13 protein-coding genes are annotated in these 17995 nt (G+C 60.0%); all 13 read left to right on the top strand.

All coding sequences use genetic code 11. The annotated features are described in order from the left end of the window. The first annotated feature begins 4 nt into the window (after nt 1-4). The 13 genes from purF (at nt 5) to WMO20_RS02630 (ending at nt 17863) form a co-directional block, all read left to right on the top strand. Nucleotides 5-1483, top strand: a complete 1479-nt coding sequence (gene purF, locus WMO20_RS02690) for an amidophosphoribosyltransferase (protein WP_349185759.1) — start codon at nt 5-7, stop codon at nt 1481-1483. Between the two features lie 4 nt (nt 1484-1487). Beyond that, nucleotides 1488-2534 carry a phosphoribosylformylglycinamidine cyclo-ligase gene (gene purM, locus WMO20_RS02685; RefSeq protein WP_015538200.1) on the top strand — a complete coding sequence of 349 codons (1047 nt, stop codon included), beginning with the start codon at nt 1488-1490 and terminating at the stop codon, nt 2532-2534. After that, entirely contained in the window at nt 2528-3124 is a 597-nt protein-coding gene (gene purN, locus WMO20_RS02680) for a phosphoribosylglycinamide formyltransferase (protein WP_349185758.1), read from the top strand. Before purM ends, purN begins: the two co-directional genes overlap by 7 nt. A gap of 176 nt (nt 3125-3300) precedes the next feature. Then, nucleotides 3301-4101 carry an IMP cyclohydrolase gene (locus WMO20_RS02675; protein WP_256266381.1) on the top strand — a complete coding sequence of 267 codons (801 nt, stop codon included), beginning with the start codon at nt 3301-3303 and terminating at the stop codon, nt 4099-4101. Nucleotides 4102-4134: 33 nt separating this feature from the next. Continuing rightward, complete coding sequence (locus WMO20_RS02670; protein WP_005922295.1) at nt 4135-5316, top strand: phosphoribosylaminoimidazolecarboxamide formyltransferase; 1182 nt, start codon at nt 4135-4137, stop codon at nt 5314-5316. 129 nt (nt 5317-5445) lie between these two features. Next, the gene (purD, locus tag WMO20_RS02665) at nt 5446-6750 is read left to right on the top strand and encodes a phosphoribosylamine--glycine ligase (protein ID WP_349185757.1); all 1305 of its coding nucleotides are present in this window, start codon (nt 5446-5448) and stop codon (nt 6748-6750) included. Between the two features lie 200 nt (nt 6751-6950). Continuing rightward, nucleotides 6951-10643 carry a phosphoribosylformylglycinamidine synthase gene (locus WMO20_RS02660; protein WP_349185756.1) on the top strand — a complete coding sequence of 1231 codons (3693 nt, stop codon included), beginning with the start codon at nt 6951-6953 and terminating at the stop codon, nt 10641-10643. Between the two features lie 179 nt (nt 10644-10822). Then, on the top strand, nt 10823-12268 hold the full coding sequence (gene purB, locus WMO20_RS02655; RefSeq protein ID WP_055185348.1) for an adenylosuccinate lyase: 1446 nt from the start codon (nt 10823-10825) through the stop codon (nt 12266-12268). A gap of 348 nt (nt 12269-12616) precedes the next feature. Further along, nucleotides 12617-13318, top strand: coding sequence for a pseudouridine synthase (locus tag WMO20_RS02650; protein WP_349185755.1), 702 nt, complete (start codon nt 12617-12619; stop codon nt 13316-13318). Between the two features lie 264 nt (nt 13319-13582). After that, nucleotides 13583-14668: a PucR family transcriptional regulator gene (locus WMO20_RS02645; RefSeq protein ID WP_112090247.1), complete on the top strand. Its 1086-nt coding sequence runs from the start codon at nt 13583-13585 to the stop codon at nt 14666-14668. Between the two features lie 141 nt (nt 14669-14809). Continuing rightward, nucleotides 14810-15574 carry a cell division ATP-binding protein FtsE gene (ftsE, locus tag WMO20_RS02640; protein WP_349185754.1) on the top strand — a complete coding sequence of 255 codons (765 nt, stop codon included), beginning with the start codon at nt 14810-14812 and terminating at the stop codon, nt 15572-15574. Then, a complete protein-coding gene (locus tag WMO20_RS02635; protein WP_349185753.1) occupies nt 15571-16479 on the top strand; it encodes a cell division protein FtsX in 909 nt (302 codons plus the stop codon). The genes ftsE and WMO20_RS02635 overlap by 4 nt, the downstream gene beginning before the upstream one ends. Nucleotides 16480-16498: 19 nt before the next feature. Next, nucleotides 16499-17863, top strand: a complete 1365-nt coding sequence (locus WMO20_RS02630; protein ID WP_349185752.1) for a murein hydrolase activator EnvC family protein — start codon at nt 16499-16501, stop codon at nt 17861-17863. Nucleotides 17864-17995: the final 132 nt, after the last annotated feature.

The following is a 17995-nucleotide window of genomic DNA, read 5'->3' as shown; positions in this document are numbered from 1 at the left end:
ACCAATGTCTGATTTTGCATATCCGCTGCATGAGGAGTGCGGCGTTTTCGGCATCTACGACCGTGCCGGTACCGAGGATGTGGCCGCAGCGGCTTATTCGGCCCTGTATGCGCTGCAGCACCGCGGGCAGGAGAGCTGCGGCATCGCCGTCAACGATGACGGCGTGATCACCGGCCACCGGGATCTGGGCCTTGTAAACGAGGTATTCACCCCGGAGGTGCTGGCAAGCCTGTCCACTACCAAGGCACACATGGCTACCGGCCATGTGCGCTACGCCACCGCCGGTACCCGCGTCCGCGCCAACGCCCAGCCCATGATCGTCCGTCATGGCCGCGGCACCATGGCGCTGTGCCACAACGGCAACCTGACCAACGCCGTGGAGCTGCGCCGCCAGCTGGAAAACGAGGGCGCGATCTTCCACGGCTCCTCGGACACTGAGGTCATCTGCTACCTCATCACTCGCAACCGTCTGCGCATGGGCAGCATCGAGACTGCCATCAGCAAGACCATGGACGTGCTGGAAGGCGCATACAGCCTTGTGATCATGTCTGCCACCAAGCTTATCGCGGTGCGCGACCCCCGGGGCTACCGTCCCCTGTGCATCGGCACCCTGCCCGGCGGCGGCTACGTCTTTGCCAGCGAGAGCTGCGCACTGGATGCCACCGGTGCTTCTCTGCTGCGGGATGTGGAACCCGGCGAGATCGTGGTGGTGGACACCAAGACCGGCGAGCTGCGCAGCATCAAGGATCACTGCGGCCGCCCGGACACCCAGATGTGCGTGTTCGAGTTCATCTACTTCGCCCGCCCGGACAGCGTCATCGAGGGCAGCTCGGTGCACGAGGCCCGCAAGCAGGCAGGCCGCTTCCTTGCACAGGAGCACCCCGTGGAGGCCGATGTGGTCATCGGCGTGCCGGATTCCGGTCTGGATGCAGCACTGGGCTACTCGCAGGAGAGCGGCATCCCCTACGGCATCGGCTTTATCAAGAATAAATACATCGGCCGCACCTTCATTCAGGGCAGCCAGAAGCAGCGCGAGAACAGCGTGCGCATCAAGCTGAACGTGGTGTCCAGCACCGTCAAGGGCAAGCGCGTGGTGCTGGTGGATGACTCCATCGTGCGCGGCACCACATCTGCCCGCATCATCAAGCTGCTGCGGGATGCCGGTGCTGCCGAGGTGCACTTTATGGTCTCTGCACCTCCCTTCAAGTATCCGTGCTACTTCGGCACCGATATCCCGGACCAGAAGCTGCTGGTGGCCACCGGCCGCACGCTGGAGCAGATCAACGAGGTCATCGGCGCCGATACGCTGGGCTACCTTTCCAACGAGCACGTTGTCCAGCTTGCCAAAAACGCAAAATGCGGGTTCTGCACCGCCTGCTTTACCGGCGAGTATGCCGTAGAGCCGGAAAGTGTGCTTTCTACCGATATTCACGACCGTCACCTGAACGACCGTCCCAAGGACGCCAAAAAGTTAGGAGAGTAAGAACATGGAAAAGAGCTATTCTGAAAGCTACGCCGCAGCAGGCGTGGACATTACCGCCGGTTACCGCTCTGTGGAGCTGATGAAGCAGTATGTCGCCCGTACCATGAACGAGCACTGCATCGGCGGTTTGGGCGGCTTTGGCGGCCTGTTTGAGCTGGACTGCACCGGTTACAAGCACCCGGTGCTGATCTCCGGCACCGACGGTGTGGGCACCAAGCTGAAGGTTGCCATGATCATGGATAAGCACGATACCATTGGCATCGACTGCGTGGCCATGTGCGTCAACGATGTCATCTGCGCCGGTGCAAAGCCGCTGGTGTTCCTGGATTACATCGCCTGCGGCCGCAACGTGCCGGAAAAGATCGCCAACATCGTCAAGGGCGTGGCCGAGGGCTGCGTGCAGGCCGATTGCGCTCTGGTGGGCGGCGAAACTGCTGAGCACCCGGGCATGATGCCAGAGGACGAGTACGATCTGGCCGGCTTCACCGTAGGCGTTGTGGACAAGGAGAAGATCCTGAACAACGAGACCATGGCAGCCGGTGACGTGATCCTCGCCCTGCCCTCCACCGGTGTGCACTCCAACGGCTTCTCGCTGGTGCGCAAGGTGTTTAACATCGACGCCGACCCCGATGTGCTGTTCTCCACCCCCGCCGAGCTGGGCGGCAAGACCCTTGGCGAGGCGCTGCTGGCTCCCACCAAGATCTACGTCAAGCCCGTGCTGAAGGTGCTGGAGGAGGTGCAGGTCAAGGGCATCTCCCACATCACCGGCGGCGGCTTCTACGAGAATATCCCCCGCAGCCTGAAGAAGGGCTGCTGCGCCCGCATCAACAAGGCAGATGTGCGCACCCCGGCTCTGTTCCACCTGATGCAGAAGGTGGGCGGCATCTCCGAGCACGATATGTTCAATACCTTCAACATGGGCGTGGGTATGGTGCTCACTGTGCCCGCCGAGCAGGCCGATAAGGCACTGGAGATCCTGCACGCCAACGGCGAGCCGGAAGCCTACCGTCTGGGCGTCATCGCAGAAGGTGAGGGCGTGGAACTGTGCTGAACATTGCCGTGTTAGTGTCCGGCGGCGGCACCAATCTGCAGGCGCTGCTGGACAGCGAGGCCCGGGGCGAGAACCCCAATGGTAAAATTACGCTGGTAGTGGCTTCCAAGCCCGGCGTCTTTGCGCTGGAACGCGCCGCAAAGGCGGGCGTAGAGGGCTGCGTGGTGCGCCGCAAGGATTACGCTGCCAGCGAGGAATTTGACGCTGCGCTGCTGGAAACGCTGCGGGCGCACAACATTGATCTGGTGGTGCTGGCGGGCTTTCTGTCCGTGCTGGGCCCCAGCGTCATTGCGGCCTATCCGCGCCGCATCCTGAACGTGCACCCTGCGCTGATCCCTTCTTTCTGCGGGCCGGGAATGTACGGTCTGCGCCCCCACGAAGCCGCACTGGCTCGTGGCTGCAAGGTGACCGGCGCTACCGTCCACTTTGTCAACGAGGAGTGCGACGGCGGACCCATCCTGCTGCAGAAGGCCGTGGATATCCTGCCCGGCGACACCCCCGAGGTGCTGCAGAAGCGGGTGATGGAACAGGCTGAATGGAAGCTGCTGCCCAAGGCGGTGGCTATGATCTGTAGCGGAGAGATCGAGTGAAAAAATAAACTGGCTCGCCCTCTCAGGCCGCTTCGCGTCCAGCTCTCCCAAAGGGAGAGCCCTTGGCAAAACCATGAACTTTGTGTGGACTGCCAAAGCCTCCCACTTTGGGGGAGGTGGCAGCGCGTCAGCGCTGACGGAGAGGGCGAGGTCGTTATCCGTAAAGGAGAACAACAATGGAAAAGATCAACCTGAACGAGTATCTGGCCGCCAACGAGTACCCCGGCCGCGGCATTGCGGTGGCAATGGCACCAGACGGACGGCAGATGTTTATCGGCTACTTTATCATGGGACGCAGCGAGAACAGCCGCAACCGCGTGTTTGACCCCGTGCCCGAGCGCGGCGGCATCTGCACCATGGCAGCCGACCCCGCAAAACTGGAAGATCCCAGCCTGATCATTTATAACCCGGTGCTGACCCTTGGCAAGACCCATATCGTGACCAACGGTGACCAGACCGATACCATCTACGACCTGATGAGCCAGGGCAAGAGCTTTGCCGATGCCCTGCGCACCCGCACCTTTGAGCCGGACTGCCCCAACTACACCCCCCGCATCTCCGCTGTGGTGTACGCTGACGGCAGCTACCAGATGAGCATCCTCAAGTCTGCCGACGGCAACGGCGACAGCGTGCAGCGCTATTTCTTTGATTACCCCCAGCCCGTTGCAGGCGAGGGTCACTTCATCAGCACCTACAAGCACAACGGCAACCCCATCCCCAGCTTTGAGGGCGAGCCCCTGCGCTTTGCCTGCCCCCGCACCATCGGTGATTTTGCCGCCGGTCTGTGGAGCAGCCTGAACGTGGACAACAAGGTGAGCCTGTTTGCCCGGGTCATCGATCTGGACACCGGCGAGAGCGGCGATATGATCTACAACAAGTACGACTCCGTTTGCAGCGATCTTGACGACCCTGAGGAGCCGGAGCTGCTGCCCGAGGAGCTGGAACTGCTCAAAAAGCTTGACGCCGAGGAAAAATAAGAGTAAACCTTAGGATATAAGGAGGATGCACCAATGAATGAACTCGCACTGAAGTACGGCTGCAACCCCAACCAGAAGCCCAGCCGCATTTATATGGAAGATGGCTCCGACCTGCCCGTTACCGTGCTGAACGGCAAGCCCGGCTACATCAACTTTCTGGATGCCCTCAACTCCATCCAGCTGGTCAAGGAGTTAAAGACTGCCTGCGGTCTGCCCGCAGCGGCTTCCTTCAAGCACGTTTCCCCGGCGGGCGCAGCACTGGGTCTGCCCCTGACCGAGGTGGAGCGCCGGATGTACCACATTGCCCCGGAGACAGAGCTTTCTCCGCTGGCCTGTGCCTACGCCCGCGCCCGCGGCGCAGACCGGATGTCCTCCTTCGGCGACTGGATCGCCCTGTCTGACATCTGCGATGTGCCCACCGCAAAGTTGATCCAGCACGAGGTCTCTGACGGCATCATCGCCCCGGGCTACGAGCCGGAGGCACTGGCCATCCTGTCCGGCAAAAAGAAGGGCAACTACAACGTGGTCGCCATCGACCCCGCCTATCAGCCCGCGCCCATCGAGCACAAGCAGGTGTACGGCATCACCTTCGAGCAGGGCCGCAACGAGCTGGTCATCAACGCAGACACCATGCTGAACAACTGGGTCACCGAGAACAAGGATGTGACCGAGGAGCAGAAGCGCGACCTCATTATTGCCCTCATCACCCTGAAGTACACCCAGTCCAACAGCGTGTGCTACACCTACAATGGCCAGACCATCGGCGTGGGTGCAGGCCAGCAGAGCCGCATCCACTGCACCCGTCTGGCCGGTCAGAAGGCCGACAACTGGCAGCTGCGCCACATGGACAAGGTGCTGGACCTGCCCTTCCGCGACGATGTGGCAAAGCCCAACCGCGACAACGCCATTGATGTTTACATCGGCGATACCCCGGAGGACGTCATCGGTGATGATGTCTGGGCCGAGACCTTCACCCGCCAGCCCGAGCCGCTGACCGCCGAGGAAAAGAAGGCTTACCTCAGCAAGGTGACCGGTGTGTGCCTTGGTTCGGACGCTTTCTTCCCCTTTGGTGACAACATCGAGCGTGCCCGCCGCTCCGGCGTGACTGCCATTGTGCAGCCCGGCGGCTCCATCCGCGACCAGCAGGTCATCGACACCTGCAACAAGTACGGCATCGCCATGGCCTTCTGCGGCCTGCGGCTGTTCCATCACTAAGGGGAACGGGCTCGCCCTCTCCGTCATTGCTTGCGCAATGCCACCTCTCCCCTTGGGAGAGCTGGACGCGAAGCGGACTGAGAGGGCGAGGCAGCTGACGGAAAGAACGAAAGTTTAGGAGAAAATGATATGGCTAAGAAAATCTTAGTAGTGGGCGGCGGCGGCCGCGAGCACGCCATCATCAAGGCACTGAAAAAGAGCCCCGACTGCGGCGAGATCTGGTGCGCACCGGGCAACGGCGGCATCAGCTATGACGCCAAGTGCAAAAACATCAAGGCCACCGATGTGGATACCATGGTAGGCTTTGCAGTGGAAGAAAAGTTCGATTACGTTGTAGTGGCGCAGGACGACCCCCTTGCACTGGGCATGGTGGATGCGCTGGCAAAGGCAGGCATCCCCGCCTTTGGCCCGGACAAGGCTGCTGCCCGCATCGAGGCTTCCAAGGTGTTCTCCAAGGATCTGATGAAGAAATACGGCATCCCCACCGCAAAGTACGAGACCTTCGATGATCCCGCAAAGGTCATGGATTACATCCGCGCCGAGGGCAAGTACCCGGTGGTCATCAAGGCAGACGGCCTTGCACTGGGCAAGGGCGTGCTGATCTGTGAGAACGAGCAGCAGGCCGCCGACGGCGTCAAGGAGATCATGCTGGACAAAAAGTTCGGCGCATCCGGCAACCATGTGGTGGTGGAAGAGTTCCTCACCGGGCCGGAGGTCAGCGTGCTGAGCTTTACGGACGGCAAGGTGGTCAAGCCCATGGTCTCCAGCATGGACCATAAGCGCGCCAACGACCACGACACCGGCCTGAACACCGGCGGCATGGGCACCATTGCCCCCAACCCCTACTACACCCCGGAAGTGGCTGCGGAGTGCATGGAAAAGATCTTCCTGCCCACCATCCGCGCCATGAACGCCGAGGGCTGCCCCTTCAAGGGCTGCCTGTACTTTGGTCTTATGCTCACCCCGGACGGCCCCAAGGTCATCGAGTATAACTGCCGCTTCGGCGACCCCGAAACGCAGGTGGTGCTGCCGCTGCTGGAAAGCGACCTGCTGCACATCATGCAGGCGTGCACCGACGGCACGCTGGCACAGCAGGAGGTCAAATTCTCCGATGGTGCTGCGGCCTGTGTCATTCTGGCTTCCGGCGGCTACCCTGTGGCCTACGAGAAGGGCAAGCCCATCTCCGGCCTTGTGGACGGTCAGCTGCCCGGCGAAGAGAACGTGACGGTGTACCATTCCGGCACTGCCATTACCGAGGACGGCCAGCTGGTGACCAACGGCGGCCGCGTGCTGGGCGTTACCGCCACCGGCCCGCGCCTGACCAACGCCCTGAGCCACGCCTACGAAGCAGCCGAGAAGATCAGCTTTGAAAAGCTGCATAAGCGCAGCGATATCGGCCTGCGTGCCCTGAAAGCGCTGGCAGAGAAGCAGTAAAAAAACTCCCTCAGTCACGCCTTACGGCGTGCCAGCTCCCTCTGGGAGGGAGCCTCTGGCGAGAAGGGGAACTTTCCGGTTTTGCCAAAGGCCCCATCTCAGAGGGGGCTGTCGCCGAAGGCGACTGGGGGAGTTGACTGCCGGATGATAAAACCTACACAAAAGTCCATTCGATAAAATACAAAGGGGGAACCTACCCAATGGTCTATCGTATTTATGTGGAAAAAAAGCCCGGCTTTGATGTCGAGGCCAACGGTCTGAAAAACGAACTCATCAGCCTGCTGGGCATCAAGGACCTGACCGGTCTGCGCCTGCTGAACCGCTACGATGTGGAAGGCATCGACGAAGCACTGTTCAACCAGTGCGTCAGCACCGTGTTCAGCGAGCCGCCGGTGGATAACACCTACGCCGAGCTGCCCGCTGCCGAGGGCGTGTCCTTCGCGGTGGAGTACCTGCCCGGCCAGTTCGACCAGCGCGCAGCTTCTGCCGCCGAGTGCATCCAGCTCATCAGTCAGGGCGAGCGCCCGCTGGTGCGCTCTGCCCGCGTCTACCTGCTGGAGGGTGCTCTGACTCCCGAGCAGGTGGCCGAGATCAAGAAGTATGTCATCAACCCCGTGGAAGCCCGCGAAGCTTCTCTGGAGCCCAAAGAGACCCTGAAGATGGAGTACCCTGTGCCCGCTGCCGTGGCAGTGCTGGAGGGCTTTAACCAGCTGGATGAGGCTGGTCTTGCCAAGTTCATCGAGGAAAAGGGTCTGGCAATGGATCTGGGGGACATCAAGTTCTGTCAGGAGTACTTCCGCTCCGAGCAGCGCGACCCCACCATCACCGAGATCAAGATGATCGATACCTACTGGTCCGATCACTGCCGCCACACCACCTTCGGCACCATTCTGGACGATGTGCAGATCGACGACGCCGTGGTGCAGGAAGCCTTTGACCGCTACATGGCTATGCGCACTGAGCTGGGCCGTGAGAACAAGCCCCGCTGCATGATGGACCTTGCCACCATTGGCGCCAAGGAGCTGAAGAAGCAGGGTATCCTGAAGAATCTGGACGAGTCCGAGGAGATCAACGCCTGCACCGTCAAGATCAAGTGCGATGTCAACGGCAAGGACGAGGACTGGCTGTTCCTGTTCAAGAACGAGACCCACAACCACCCCACCGAGATCGAGCCCTTCGGCGGCGCTGCTACCTGCATCGGCGGTGCCATCCGTGACCCGCTGTCCGGCCGCAGCTACGTCTATCAGGCCATGCGCGTCACCGGCGCAGGCGACCCGCTCAAGCCGGTCAGCGAGACCATGCCCGGCAAGCTGCCCCAGCGCAAGCTGGTCACCACCGCAGCCGCCGGTTACTCCTCCTACGGCAACCAGATCGGTCTAGCTACCGGTCAGGTGGACGAGATCTACCACCCCGGCTACGTGGCAAAGCGCATGGAGATCGGCGCTGTTGTGGGCGCTACCCCTGCTTCCCACGTCCGCCGCGAGTGCCCCGCTCCCGGCGATGTGATCGTGCTGCTGGGTGGCCGCACCGGCCGTGACGGCATCGGCGGCGCTACCGGCTCTTCCAAGGCTCACAAGCTGGACAGCCTTGAACACTGCGGTGCCGAGGTGCAGAAGGGCAATGCGCCCATCGAGCGCAAGCTGCAGCGCCTGTTCCGCCGCGAGGACGCCTGCAAGATGATCAAGCGCTGCAACGACTTTGGTGCCGGCGGCGTTTCCGTTGCCATCGGCGAGCTGGCCGACGGCCTGTACATTGACCTGAACAAGGTCACCAAGAAGTACGAGGGTCTGGACGGCACCGAGCTGGCCATCAGCGAGAGCCAGGAGCGTATGGCTGTTGCCCTTGCCCCGGAGGACGTGGACAAGTTCATCGCCATTGCCACCGAGGAGAACCTCGAGGCAACCCCCGTGGCCAAGGTCACCGAGGAAAAGCGCCTGAACATGGTGTGGAACGGCGTTTCCATCGTGAACATCAGCCGCGAGTTTTTGAACTCCAACGGTGCGGAGAAGCACCAGAACGTCCATGTGGAAAAGGGCAGCGTCTGGCAGCCCCAGTGGTCCGGCCTGACCTTCAGCCAGAAGATGAAGTCCATGGTGGGCGATCTGAACGTCTGCAGCAAGAAGGGCCTTTCCGAGCGGTTCGACTCCACCATCGGTGCTGCTACCGTGCTCATGCCCTTTGGCGGTGCATACCAGCTGACCCCCCAGAACGCCATGGTAGCAAAGCTGCCGGTGGACGGCGAGACCAGCACCTGCTCCGGCATGGCATGGGGCTATAACCCCTACCTGATGAGCGCCAACCAGTATGTGGGTGCACGGATGGCTGTTATTGAGAGCGTGACCAAGCTGGTTGCCACCGGCTTCCGCTACGAGGACGCCTACCTGACTTTCCAGGAGTACTTCGAGCGTCTGGGCAACAAGCCCGAGCGCTGGGGCAAGCCGCTGGCTGCCCTGCTGGGCGCACTGGATGCACAGATCGGTCTGGGCATTGCTTCCATCGGCGGCAAGGACAGTATGTCCGGCTCCTTCGAGCAGCTGGATGTGCCCCCCACGCTGGTGTCCTTTGCCACCGCCATCGGCAAGGCAAGCCGCGTAGTCTCCACCGAGTTCAAGAAGCCCGAGAGCACTGTGGTGCTCATCCGTCCCATCATCGACCCGGAGACCGGCTGCCCCAACTTCTTCTCCCTGAAGGCCAACTACAGAATCGTAGAGAACATGATCGAAGAGGGCATGGTCGCTGCTGCCTGCTCCGTGGGCTACGGCGGCATTGCCGAGGCACTGTTCAAGATGGGTCTGGGCAACCGCATCGGCTTCAAGATGCGTGCAGATATGACCACCCACCAGATGTTCGAGCCCATGTACGGCTCCATCATTCTGGAAATGGTGTCTGATTCTCCCGCCGGTATGCTGCTGGGCGAGACCACCAAGGAGTACACCTTTGAATCCTGCGGCGAAAAGCTGGATATGGCCGAGCTGCAGGAGATCTGGGAGAGCAAGCTGGAGCCCGTGTATCCCTACCGCAAGGCCGGCCCCGCCGTGGAGAAGATCAACGGCAGCCTGACCGCCCCCGCCGCACCCAAGATCGGTGTGGCAAAGCCCAAGGTCATCATCCCGGTGTTCCCCGGCACTAACTGTGAGTACGACACCGCCAAGGCCTTTGCCCGCGCCGGTGCCGACCCCGAAATTCTGGTGGTGCGCAACCTGACCCCCGCCGACGTTGCCGAGAGCTGCGAGGCACTGGTCAAGGCCATTGACGCAAGCCAGATCGTCATGCTGCCCGGCGGCTTCTCCGGCGGCGACGAGCCGGACGGCAGCGCCAAGTTCATCGCTTCCTTCTTCCGCAACCCTGCGGTCACCGAGGCTGTGCGCCGTCTGCTGCAGCAGCGCGACGGCCTGATGCTGGGCATCTGCAACGGCTTCCAGGCTCTGATCAAGCTGGGTCTGGTGCCCTACGGCGATATCCGCCCCATCACCGCCTGCGACCCCACCCTGACCTTCAACACCATCGGCCGTCACCAGAGTATGCTGGTGCACACCCGTGTGGCTTCCACCGGCAGTCCGTGGCTCAGCAAGTGTGAGGTGGGCGAGATGCACACCGTCGCCATCAGCCACGGCGAGGGCCGCTTTGTAGCGCCGCAGGAGGTGCTGGACACCATGCTGCGCAACGGTCAGGTGGCTACCCAGTATGTGGATCTGACCGGCGTGCCCACCATGGATCAGCGCTTCAACCCCAACGGCTCTGTGCTGGCCATCGAGGGCATCACCAGCCCGGACGGCCGCGTGTTCGGCAAGATGGGTCACTCGGAGCGCAGCGGTGAGTATCTGTACAAGAACGTCACCGGCGATAAATACCAGCCGATCTTTGAGGGCGGCGTGGACTATTTCAAGGTTTGATGGTAGAATAAATAAGCAAAAGGGTGTCTGCCTATATAGGCAGCGCCTTCAACCGCCAATGCAGCGCTGGTAAAGCCTTCCCCCGTCCGGGGGAAGGTGGCGCGCAAGCGCCGGATGAGGGCGCACCGCAGGCAGCTGTTGCCCTTGAGTTCCGTCAGATCATAGGAGGAAAACAACCAATGTCACAGCATGATCGCTATATCAGCCCTTTTTCCACCCGCTACGCTTCCGATGAAATGCAGTATATCTTCTCGGACGACAACAAGTTCCGCACTTGGCGGCGGCTGTGGGTGGCACTGGCTCGTGCCGAAATGAATCAGGGCCTGACCAACATCACCCCGGACATGGTAGCCGAGCTGGAAGCCCATGTGGACGATATCAACTACGAAGTGGCCATCGAGCGGGAAAAGCTGGTGCGCCACGACGTCATGAGCCACGTCTACGCTTACGGCCAGCAGTGCCCCAAGGCAGCAGGCATCATCCATCTGGGTGCCACCAGCTGCTATGTGGGCGATAACACCGACATCATCGTGATGCGGCAGGGTCTTGAGCTGGTGCGTAAAAAGCTGGTGGGTGTGCTGGCAAAGCTGGCGCACTTTGCCAAGGAGTACAAGGATATGCCCTGCATGGCCTACACCCACTGCCAGCCCGCACAGCCCACCACCGTGGGCAAGCGCGCTACCCTGTGGGCCAACGAGCTGGTGATGGATCTGGCTGAGATCGACCATCGTCTGGCTACCCTGCAGCTGCGCGGTGTCAAGGGCACCACCGGTACGCAGGCTTCCTTTATGGAACTGTTCAAGGGCGATGCCGACAAGATCCGTGCCGTGGATGCTTCCATTGCAAAGGAGATGGGCTTTGACCCCAAGGCCGTTGTGCCGGTGTCTGGTCAGACCTACAGCCGCAAGGTGGATGCCTTTATCCTGAACGCACTGGCCGGTATTGGACAGAGCTGCATGAAGTTTGCCACCGACCTGCGCCTGCTGGCAAACTTCAAGGAGATGGAGGAGCCCTTTGAGAAGAACCAGATCGGTTCTTCCGCTATGCCCTATAAGCGCAACCCCATGCGTTGCGAGCGCATCTGCGCCCTTGCCCGTTACCTGATGGTGGACGTGCTGAACCCCAGCTTTACCACCGGCACCCAGTGGTTTGAGCGCACGCTGGACGACAGCGCCAACAAGCGCGTGGCTATGGCCGAGGGCTTCCTTGCCACTGACGCCATCCTGAACATCATGCTCAACGTCACCGATGGTCTGGTGGTGTACCCCAAGGTGGTGCGCAGCCGCCTGATGGCCGAGCTGCCCTTCATGGCCAGCGAGAACATCATGATGCAGGCTGTGGAAAAGGGCGGCAACCGTCAGGAGCTGCACGAGCGCCTGCGCCAGCACGCCATCGCCGCCGGCAAGCAGGTCAAGGAAGAGGGTCTGCCCAACGATATGGTGGACCGCATTGCCGCAGACCCGGCCTTTGGCCTGACCCGCGAGGAGATCGTGGCGGGGCTTGTGCCGGAAAACTTTGTGGGCCGTGCACCCCAGCAGGTGGAGGAGTTCATCGCCAACGTCCTGCAGCCCATCTTCGATGCTGACCCCGAGGATGTGGAACAGCACGCTTCCCTGAGCGTCTGATAATATCAACTGCAAAAGAGCCAAGCCTGCGGGTTTGGCTCTTTTTGTTTGCAGAAGCAGAAGAAAACTCCCTCAGACACGGCTTACGCCGTGCCAGCTCCCTCGGAGAGGGAGCCTCTGGCGAAAAGGAAAACTTTGCAGTTTGACCGGAAACGATACCGCTATGCCAAAGGCCCCATCCCAGAGGCCGACTTCCCCCGGCCGGGGGAAGATGTCACCGTAGGCGACAAAAAGGGGAATCAGTCATCGCCGCAGGCGATGACTGGGGGAGTGTTTTTGCATTTGTGCCTTGCACGATTTTGTCTGTCATGTTACACTGAGGGCATCATCAACAAAGGAGAACCGCTTATGCGTTTGGATAAATATCTGGCCGAGACTGCCCAGTGCACCCGCAGCGAGGCCAAAACCATGCTGGCAAAGGGGCGCGTGCAGGTAAATGGTGCGGTGTGCAAAAAAGGGGACACCCAGCTGAAGGATACCGACACCGTGGCGGTGGATGGCGCACCGCTGACCTATCAGAAATTCGTCTACCTCATGCTCAATAAGCCCGAAGGGGTGGTGAGCGCTTCTACCGATAAGCGGGACACCACTGTGGTGGATCTGGTAGGGGACGCCTACCCCCGGCGGGAGCTGTTCCCGGCAGGGCGGCTGGATAAGACCAGTACCGGTTTTGTGCTGCTGACCGATGATGGCGGCTTTGCCCACGATATCCTGTCCCCACGGCACCATGTTTCCAAGACCTATACCGTGACGATCGACACCCCGCTCACGCAGGAGATGTGCACCGGCTTTGCGGCGGGGGTCACACTGGCGGACGGCACCGCCCTTTCGCCCGCCGAAGTGACCGCCCTTTCTCCCGATGGGCTTACCGTGCGGGTGGTGCTGCGGCAGGGGGTGTACCACCAGATCAAACGGATGTTCGGTGTGTACGGTGCCGGGGTGAATGCCCTGCACCGGGAGGCCATTGGCGGCCTTGCACTGGATGCGCAGCTTGCGCCGGGGCAGTGGCGGGAGCTTTCTGACGAAGAAGTGGGAAAAATTACCAGATAAAACGCTGCGCTTTTCACGCGGTTTTCAAAAATGTATCACAATTTACCGGTAAAATAACGGTAAGAACCACGCAAAAAGGCACTTTTTTGGCAAAAAATGGTCCCGAAAGATAATTTCAACAAGAAAGAATTATTTTTTTTGTTGAAATCTGTTGCAAAAGTAAATTCTTTTGTGTAAAATATAGATTGTAATGCGGCTAAATTGTTTAAAATCACAACCCATGCCGCCGCGGCTTGCACAAACGAGGAAAAGGGGTATCCATTTATGGCCAATAGAGTATTTCAAAGCGTGATCTACCAGATGAAGGACGCGATCAATCGGGTGGTCGGCGTTGTGGATGAGACCGGCGCTGTCATTTCCTGCTCGGAGCTGAACCTGATCGGCGAGGTGCGCGAGGGCTATATGGCCGAGCGACTGACCGCAGGCGACCGCTTTGTGCGCGACGGCTATACTTACCAGCAGTTCTCCAACGCCAAGCATAACGATTATGCCGTGTTCGTGGAGGGCGTCGATGAGACTGCAGGGCAGTTTGCCGGTGTGCTGGCCATCAGCCTGCAGAGCATCAAGCAGTACCACGACGAAAAATTCGATAAGTCCAACTTTATCAAGAACGTAGTGCTGGACAACATCCTGCCCGGCGATATCTACGCCAAGGCACGGGAGCTGCATTTTGCTACCGATGTCTCCCGCGTGGTGTTCATCGTGCGGGTGATCAGCGGCGGCGATATCTCTGCCTACGATGTGGTCAGCAGCCTGTTCCCCGATAAGCAGAAGGACTTTGTGTTCAATATCAGCGAGACCGATACTGTGCTGGTCAAGGAGATCCGCAAGGGCATCGACCGCACTGATATGGAAAAGCTGGCTGCCAGCATTGTGGATACCCTCTCCGGCGAGCACTACATCAAGGCCGTGGTCGGCATTGGCACCCCCATTGCCAACGTGAAGGATCTGGCTACCTCCTTTAAGGAAGCTCAGATCGCCATGGAAGTGAGCAAGGTGTTCGATACCGAAAAGCAGATCATCCGCTACGATAACCTGGGCATTGCTCGTCTGATCTACCAGCTGCCCACCACCGTTTGCGAGATGTTCCTGCGCGAGGTGTTCAAGCAGGGCAGCATCGAAAGCCTGGATCAGGAGACTTTGTTCACCATCCAGCGCTTCTTCGAGAACAACCTGAATGTGTCCGAGACCAGCCGCGGCCTGTTTGTACACCGCAACACGCTGGTGTATCGTCTGGAAAAGATCAAAAAGCTGACCGGTCTGGATCTGCGTGAGTTCGACGACGCTATCGTCTTTAAGGTAGCGCTGATGGTAAAGAAGTACCTGTCCAACAACCCGGCCAAATACTGATATTTCGCTGTGCGGGCCTTGCCCCGCCGGCGCCGAACCGGCCGCTCGAAACCGATGCTGGCCGGTTCTTTTTGCAGCATGGGCTGCGGACGGGCTGTCTTGACCGTCAAAAATCTTGATGTCAGGAGCTAATACGATTCCATGATCGATTTTGAACACGTTTCCAAAGAATATAAAAAGGGCGGACGCCTTGCACTGGAGGATATCAACTTCCATGTGGATGAAGGCGAGTTCGTCTTTCTGCTGGGTCACTCCGGCGCGGGCAAATCCACCCTGCTTAAGCTGATCCTGCGGGAGGCACTGCCTACCTCCGGCAAGGTGACCGTGCTGGGCAAGGACGTTGCCAAGCTGCGCCGCCACAAGATCCCTTATCTGCGCCGTCAGATGGGCATCATCTTTCAGGACTTCCGGCTGATCCCCAGTATGACCGTGTACGAGAACGTGGCTTTTGCCATGCACGTCCTCAACGTGCCCCGCAAGGAGATCCGTCCCCGCGTGGAGTACATTCTGGAGCTGGTGCATCTGGAGGATAAGGCCAAGTGCTACCCGGATACCCTTTCCGGCGGCGAGCAGCAGCGTGTGGCTGTGGCGCGTGCGCTGGTGCATAACCCCAAGCTGGTCATCGCGGACGAGCCCACCGGCAACATTGACCCGGAACTGAGCCTGGAAATGATGCAGCTGCTGGAGCGGGTGAGCAAGATGGGCATCACGGTGCTGGTGGTCACCCACGAGCACGAGCTGGTGCACCGCTTCCATCAGCGTGTGGTCACCCTGAGCCATGGGCGCATCATCTCGGACGTGCCCGCAGACCCTGTGGCTGCCGCCGAGGACGATCTTTCGCTGGATGTTGCCGCCTTTGATGCGGACGATGCGTCCGCTGCCAAAAAGGAGGTGGCTGCCGTATGATGCGACCCTCTACCTTCTTCTTCCTTACCCGGCGCGGTGTGCGCAATCTGGGCAAGCACTGGGCCATGACCATTGCCTGCATCGCTTCCTTGAGCGTTTGCATGACCCTGAACATCTTTGCCAGCTTGGCCGAGGTGAACGTGGGCAACATGGTGGCCTATCTGGGCAGCCAGAACGAGACGGTAGTCTATCTGGATCCCACGTGCGATGATGCCACCGCCGCGCAGGTGGGCGCGACCCTTTCGGCCATGCCGGGGGTCAGCGGGGTGCAGTACGTTTCCAAGCAGGATGTGCTCAACACCTACCGCGGCTATATGCAGGATTATTCCTCCCTGTGGGATGAATTTGAGACCGACAACCCCTTTAAGGCCAACTACCGGGTCACCCTGAGCGACCTGACCCAGATGGAGAGCATGAGCGTGAAGATGCAGGCCATCCCGGGCGTTGTCAGCGTTACCGCCCCGGTGGAGATGACCAATATCTTTGTGGAGATCCAGAAAGCCGTCACCAAGGGCGGACGCATGATCGTGCTGGTGCTGATGGTGGTCAGCATCATCACGGTGGGCAGCACCATCCGTCTGAGCGTTTTTGCCCGCCGCCGCGAGATCGAGATCATGAAGTATGTGGGTGCTACCAACCGCATGGTCACCCTGCCTTTCTTTGTGGAGGGCCTGACCATGGGACTGATCTCCGGTATCCTGACTGCTGCGGTCAGCCTTGGCTGCTACAGCTATGTGGTCAACGCGGCCGGCGGTCTGGGCGGCATCTGGCAGATGCTCATGGGCCGCGCACTGGTGCCGGTGGCAAACGTGCTGCCGACCATCGTGGTAACAAGCCTGCTCAGCGGCGCCATCGTAGGCGGCGTGGGCAGTACGTTCTCTATCCGCAAACATCTGAATGTGTGACCGAAAGGAGCCGCGTTTTATGAGTAAAGCGATGCACGCAAAGCCCTTCCGGCTCACAGGCCCTTATACCGCCCGGCACGCCCGGCCGGAAAGCCCCCGCAGCAAGCTGATCCGTGCGGTCAGCCTTGGGCTGGCCTGTGTCTGCCTGCTGCTGACAGCCACAGTGTACCCGGCCTCGGCAGCTACCAATAGCACCAGCATGGCCAGCTTGCAGACCAAGCTGGACAAGCTTTCCCAGTCTATCAATCAGCACAAAAAGGAGCTTTCGGACGCCAAAAAGAAGGAATCTGCCGCAAAGGCGCTGGAAAGCGAACTGAAGGAGCGGGTCACCGTTCTGCAGGATCAGATCAGTGTGCTGGGCGGTCAGATCGCTGCAGTGCAGAACAGCATTGGCGAGAAGGAACAGCAGATCGGTGTGATGCAGACCCAGATCACGGACAAGCAGACCCAGATCGAGCAAAAGCAGAACGAGATAGATGCTCAGTGGGATGATTTCAAAAAGCACATGGCTGCCATGCAGGAGCTGCGGGACGGCGGCAGTGTGGCCATGCTCAGTGCAGTGAACGACCTGTACGAGCTGCTTACCTTCAACGAGGTGATGCAGGATATCTCCATCAAGGACACCGAGATCATGAACAACATGAAGTCTGCCAAGCAGGGGCTGGAGGACGATAAGGCCGCGCTGGAAGAGCAGAAGGCCGGTCTGGAAGCCGAAAAGGCAGAGCTGCAAAGCCAGAAGAGCGAGCTGGACAGCCAGAACGCCCAGATGAAGGGCAAGCAGAGCGAGCTGAACAACAGCATCTCTGCGGCAAAGCTTTCCGCTGCCGAGGCACAGGCGGCGCAGCAGAAGGCACAGGCAGCCATTGAATCCGACGAGTTGAACTACGAGGCCGTGAAAAAGGAGATCCAGAAGCTGATCGCCGCAGCCTCTGCCAGTAAGCCGCAGCTGAGCTTTAGCGGCTTTGCCTGCCCGCTGAAGAGTTATAGCCGCATTTCCAGCGAGTACGGCTGGCGCAAGAACCCGGTCTCCGGCGTAAACAAGCTCCATGCCGGTATCGACTTTGCGGCAGCCGGCGGCACGCCTATCTACGCAGCCGCCAGCGGCTATGTGCAGGTGGCAGGCTGGTCTACCGGCGGCTACGGCAACTACGTTATCATCTACCACGGCAAAATGTCCGATGGCAATACCTATTCCACCCTGTACGCGCATATGCGCTCGGTGGCTACCAGTGCGGGCAAGTATGTGAAGCAGGGTGAACTGATCGGTTATGTGGGCACCACCGGCAATTCTACCGGCAACCACCTGCATCTGGAGGTGTGGAAGGGCGGCTCCAAGGCCAACGCCGTGAACCCCCGCAGCTGCATCCCCATCCCGCACAACTAACAAGCAACGCAAGGAGTCTGGTTGATCTATGAACGAACAAAAACGCAAGCGCGTGCTGCGCATCGGCTGTCTGGTTCTGGCAGGGGTGTTTGTACTCTCGCTGCTGGGCAGCATCCTTATGATGCTGCTGCT

The sequence above is a fragment of the Faecalibacterium intestinale genome (assembly GCF_040096575.1).
GTDB lineage: Bacteria > Bacillota > Clostridia > Oscillospirales > Ruminococcaceae > Faecalibacterium > Faecalibacterium intestinale.
Note: the sequence above shows the minus strand (reverse complement) of the source record. Positions and strands in the feature narration are given on the sequence as shown.

Bases quoted from the DNA above. Each gene is read 5' to 3' on its own strand.
- purF (WP_349185759.1), top strand. From the start codon at position 5: ATGTCTGATTTTGCATATCCGCTGCATGAGGAGTGCGGCGTTTTCGGC.
- purM (WP_015538200.1), top strand. From the start codon at position 1,488: ATGGAAAAGAGCTATTCTGAAAGCTACGCCGCAGCAGGCGTGGACATT.
- WMO20_RS02675 (WP_256266381.1), top strand. From the start codon at position 3,301: ATGGAAAAGATCAACCTGAACGAGTATCTGGCCGCCAACGAGTACCCC.
- WMO20_RS02670 (WP_005922295.1), top strand. From the start codon at position 4,135: ATGAATGAACTCGCACTGAAGTACGGCTGCAACCCCAACCAGAAGCCC.
- purD (WP_349185757.1), top strand. From the start codon at position 5,446: ATGGCTAAGAAAATCTTAGTAGTGGGCGGCGGCGGCCGCGAGCACGCC.
- WMO20_RS02660 (WP_349185756.1), top strand. From the start codon at position 6,951: ATGGTCTATCGTATTTATGTGGAAAAAAAGCCCGGCTTTGATGTCGAG.
- purB (WP_055185348.1), top strand. From the start codon at position 10,823: ATGTCACAGCATGATCGCTATATCAGCCCTTTTTCCACCCGCTACGCT.
- WMO20_RS02650 (WP_349185755.1), top strand. From the start codon at position 12,617: ATGCGTTTGGATAAATATCTGGCCGAGACTGCCCAGTGCACCCGCAGC.
- WMO20_RS02645 (WP_112090247.1), top strand. From the start codon at position 13,583: ATGGCCAATAGAGTATTTCAAAGCGTGATCTACCAGATGAAGGACGCG.
- ftsE (WP_349185754.1), top strand. From the start codon at position 14,810: ATGATCGATTTTGAACACGTTTCCAAAGAATATAAAAAGGGCGGACGC.
- WMO20_RS02635 (WP_349185753.1), top strand. From the start codon at position 15,571: ATGATGCGACCCTCTACCTTCTTCTTCCTTACCCGGCGCGGTGTGCGC.
- WMO20_RS02630 (WP_349185752.1), top strand. From the start codon at position 16,499: ATGAGTAAAGCGATGCACGCAAAGCCCTTCCGGCTCACAGGCCCTTAT.